At 33.1% G+C, this 3,613-nt stretch carries 4 protein-coding genes; all 4 read left to right on the forward strand.

What is annotated here, in order from left to right:
* Positions 1–118 precede the first annotated feature (118 nt).
* The 4 genes from AC1DJR_RS21720 to dltD all read left to right on the forward strand — a co-directional run bounded on the left by AC1DJR_RS21720 (position 119) and on the right by dltD (position 3,456).
* The gene (locus AC1DJR_RS21720) at positions 119–715 is read left to right on the forward strand and encodes a TetR/AcrR family transcriptional regulator (protein ID WP_429688450.1); all 597 of its coding nucleotides are present in this window, start codon (positions 119–121) and stop codon (positions 713–715) included.
* 95 nt (positions 716–810) lie between these two features.
* A complete protein-coding gene (gene dltB / locus AC1DJR_RS21725; protein ID WP_477003475.1) occupies positions 811–1,977 on the forward strand; it encodes a D-alanyl-lipoteichoic acid biosynthesis protein DltB in 1,167 nt (388 codons plus the stop codon).
* Between the two features lie 67 nt (positions 1,978–2,044).
* Entirely contained in the window at positions 2,045–2,284 is a 240-nt protein-coding gene (gene dltC, locus AC1DJR_RS21730; protein ID WP_000807310.1) for a D-alanine--poly(phosphoribitol) ligase subunit DltC, read from the forward strand.
* Positions 2,281–3,456 carry a D-alanyl-lipoteichoic acid biosynthesis protein DltD gene (gene dltD / locus AC1DJR_RS21735; RefSeq protein ID WP_429686513.1) on the forward strand — a complete coding sequence of 392 codons (1,176 nt, stop codon included), beginning with the start codon at positions 2,281–2,283 and terminating at the stop codon, positions 3,454–3,456. The genes dltC and dltD overlap by 4 nt, the downstream gene beginning before the upstream one ends.
* The last annotated feature ends 157 nt before the right edge of the window (positions 3,457–3,613 follow it).

The raw sequence follows: 3,613 nt of genomic DNA on the forward strand, positions 1-3,613 counted from the left end.
ACCTTAGATTGGTTGATATGGGATGGTACTCAGTATTGTAAAAAATGATCTAATAAGTTAGTATAGATTTGTATTAATTGGTCGGTTGACCAAATAAAAAATAAGATGGTGAAATACAATGTCTAGTCCAAAAAAAACAGCTACTCGAGATCAAATACTAATGGCTACGTTTGAATGCTTAGCTGAAAAAGGTACAACCGCTATTACATTACGGGATATTGCTACAAAAGCGGGAATTACTTTAAGTTTAATTCACTATTATTTTCCAACAAAAGAGGGTTTATTAGTTAACGCTACCTCTTATGTCATGCAAAAACAAATTAAAGAAATTCAGAAGGAGCTCTCAAATACACAAGATTTTTCAGAGAAATTGAAAAATCTTATATTTGTAGTACATCACCAATTCAAATGTTCTGAATGGAGAAAGGTGTATTTTACTTTATTAGCAGCAGCAGCTTGGTCACCGAAAATTATGGAAGAAGTTCGAGTTCTACAGAACCAATTGATAGATCTAATTCAAGAATATGCTCAAACTTCCAATGTAGAAATCACAGATTTAGAAGCATTTTCAAGGGCTTTATTGGCTTCAATTAATGGATTAGCGTTACAAGTTATGCATGGGGCTTCAGAGGAACAAATTGCTCCGGCATATGCGATTATAGAAAAAGCATTTATTAGCATCTGCAACCCCAAAAATACAATGAGCGATTACTAAACTATATAATTCCAAGAAAATTCATGTGCCAATCCATTATTCATAACACCATATGGAATGAAGGATTGCAAAACATTATAAAGTGAGGYTACAGCATGACCGCATATGGATCATTTTATTTTTTCGCTATAGTGGGSATTTTATTRATACCTACTATCATAGCTGGRTTAARAGGTAAAATGTTGCGYAAATATAATGCCKTTTTAACATTATTAATGCTTGTTATTATCTTCTCTGATAAACCAAAGCAAGCAATCATGTTAGCCGCATTTATTATTTGGCAATATGCCCTTATTAAAGGCTATTTAATTTTAAGAAAACAAAATAATAGTACATTCACGTTTTGTATAGCTGTTATTTTATCGATTTTGCCACTTATTTTGGCAAAAATCGCACCATTTGTACCTGAGCTAAAGTTTGTCGTATTTTTAGGAATGTCCTATGTAACATTTAGAGCAGTACAAATGGTATTTGAAGTTCGTGATAATTTAATTAAAGAGCTTTCCTTCTTTAATTTTTGGGAATTCGTTTTATTCTTCCCGGCTATCTCAACGGGACCTATCGATCGTTACCGCAGATTCCAAAAAGATATTCAAAAGCCACCTAGTGCAGAAGAATATCAAAATTTACTACATACAGGGCTAAACCGTATTTTCCAAGGTTTCTTGTATAAATTTATTATTGCTTACTTAATAAAGCAATATTTTATGGATCCGGCATTCGCTCAGCAAGATACAATCCTATCAAATATGATTTACATGTATAGCTATAGCTTATATTTATTCTTTGACTTTGCTGGTTATAGCTCATTTGTAATTGGTGTAAGTTACATGATGGGAATTAAAACTCCCGAAAACTTTAATAAGCCATTCCTTAGTCGTAACATTAAAGACTTCTGGAATCGCTGGCACATGAGTTTATCATTCTGGTTCCGTGACTTTATTTACATGCGTTTCGTCTTTTTCGCAACGAAGAAAAAGTTAATTAAAAACCGTTACACAATTTCGTATATCGGTGCATTTTTAAACTTTTTCATCATGGGAATATGGCATATTACTGGTGAGCATGTGTATCAATACATTATTTATGGTCTTTATCACGCTGCCTTGTTTATCTTATTCGATATTTTCGAACGAAAAAACAAGAAGCATAAGTTTTGGCCAAATAATAAATTTACACATGTCCTTGCGATTGTAATTACGTTCCACGTTGTATGTTTCGGTTTCCTGATCTTCTCTGGACATCTTAACAGATACTTTTAATGCACCCTTCTTATTCTATTAAGAAGTTGCACATATAATATATTCGGATATAAAGGAGATTTTAAAAATGGCAGAATTCAAAGAGCAAGTATTAGATATTTTAGAAGAAGTATGTGAAAACGATATTGTGAAAGAAAACTTAGATGTTCAATTATTTGAAGAAGGTATTCTTGATTCTTTCGCTGTAGTATCTTTATTAGTAGAATTCCAAGAGCGTTTAGATATTGAAGTTTCTATTTCTGATTTTGACCGCGATGAGTGGGCTACACCAAATATGGTTATTAAAAAGTTGGAAGAAATCCGATGAACAAAGTAAAATTTGGTCCGATGCTTTTAGCATTGGCCCTTTTTGCTGTATTCTTACTTATTCCAACGCGCTTCCTACTTCCACTTTTAAGTGATGAGAAAGTAGAACAAGCTGCAACTTCTTTAAAAGAAGAAAAGATTCAAAGTATGATTTTACAGCAAAAAATGTTAGCAAATCCAAAATATCTTCCGATGTACGGTTCATCGGAATTCGCACGTATGGATGCTTTCCATCCATCGAATTATTTCAAAGTAAAACCTGAAGGATTCACACCATTCCTACTTGGACGCGGCGGAACACAAGACCTTGTACATGTATTAAACTTCGCATCTACAATGGATCAATTGAAAGATAAGAAAATGGTATTCGTTCTTTCTCCGCAATGGTTTGTACCACAAGGTATTGATGAGACACACTTTGCACCTAACTTTTCAAAACAACAAGGTTAYCACTTCATTTTCAACGATGATTTAAAACCTGAAATGAAAAARCAAATTGCAAAACGCTTATTAAACTTTGAGATYGTTAARAAAGAAACTTTATTAAAAATTTCGCTTGAAGGTATCGCCTACGATGATACAAAGTATAAAGTAAAAGCACTTGCTGCTAAACCTTTCGCTTATATTTATCGTAACATTCTAGATCGTAAAGATTTATTTACAGTTATGTTTGATATTAAGCCGCATAAAGAAAAACTCGATCCATCGTTGAAACAAATGGATTGGGACGAAGCTCGTAARCATGCTGATCAAACAGGTGCAGTAGAATCAAGCTCTAACGAATATGGYATYGAAGATGATTACTTCAATAGCAAAATTAAGAAGAAATTAAAACAACGTGAAGGYTACTTAAAAAATGATGCTTATGACCAATCACCAGAGTATGAAGATTTACAAATTGTACTTGATTTATTAAAACAATCTGGTGCAAAACCGCTCTTCATTTCTGTTCCTGTAAAAGGTCCTTGGTATGATTACGCTGGCTTCCCGAAAGAAAAACGCGAATTATATTACAATAAAGTTCATGAGCAAATTAAGAAAGCTGGCTATCCAATTGCYGAYTTCTCAAATCATGAATATGATAAGTACTTCTTAAAAGATCATATGCACTTAGGTTGGAAAGGCTGGGTTTACATCGACGAAGCTATCCAACAATTTTATAAAGCAAACTAACGAAAAGACCGCTTGAATTATTCAATGATATTATCCCCTTTAGGTAGACAGTGTAAAAAAGACCATGTACACACATGGATGTTACACTATTACTTGGAGGGGATTTTTCATGACTAAAAAAGGATCGACATTTAATACCTATTCAGAAGAATTAAAG

It is taken from the genome of Bacillus sp. 05T31, assembly GCF_056396725.1.

What these genes read in the sequence shown, in the direction of transcription:
- dltC (WP_000807310.1), top strand. Translation starts at nt 2,045, where the DNA reads ATGGCAGAATTCAAAGAGCAAGTATTAGATATTTTAGAAGAAGTATGT.
- AC1DJR_RS21720 (WP_429688450.1), top strand. Translation starts at nt 119, where the DNA reads ATGTCTAGTCCAAAAAAAACAGCTACTCGAGATCAAATACTAATGGCT.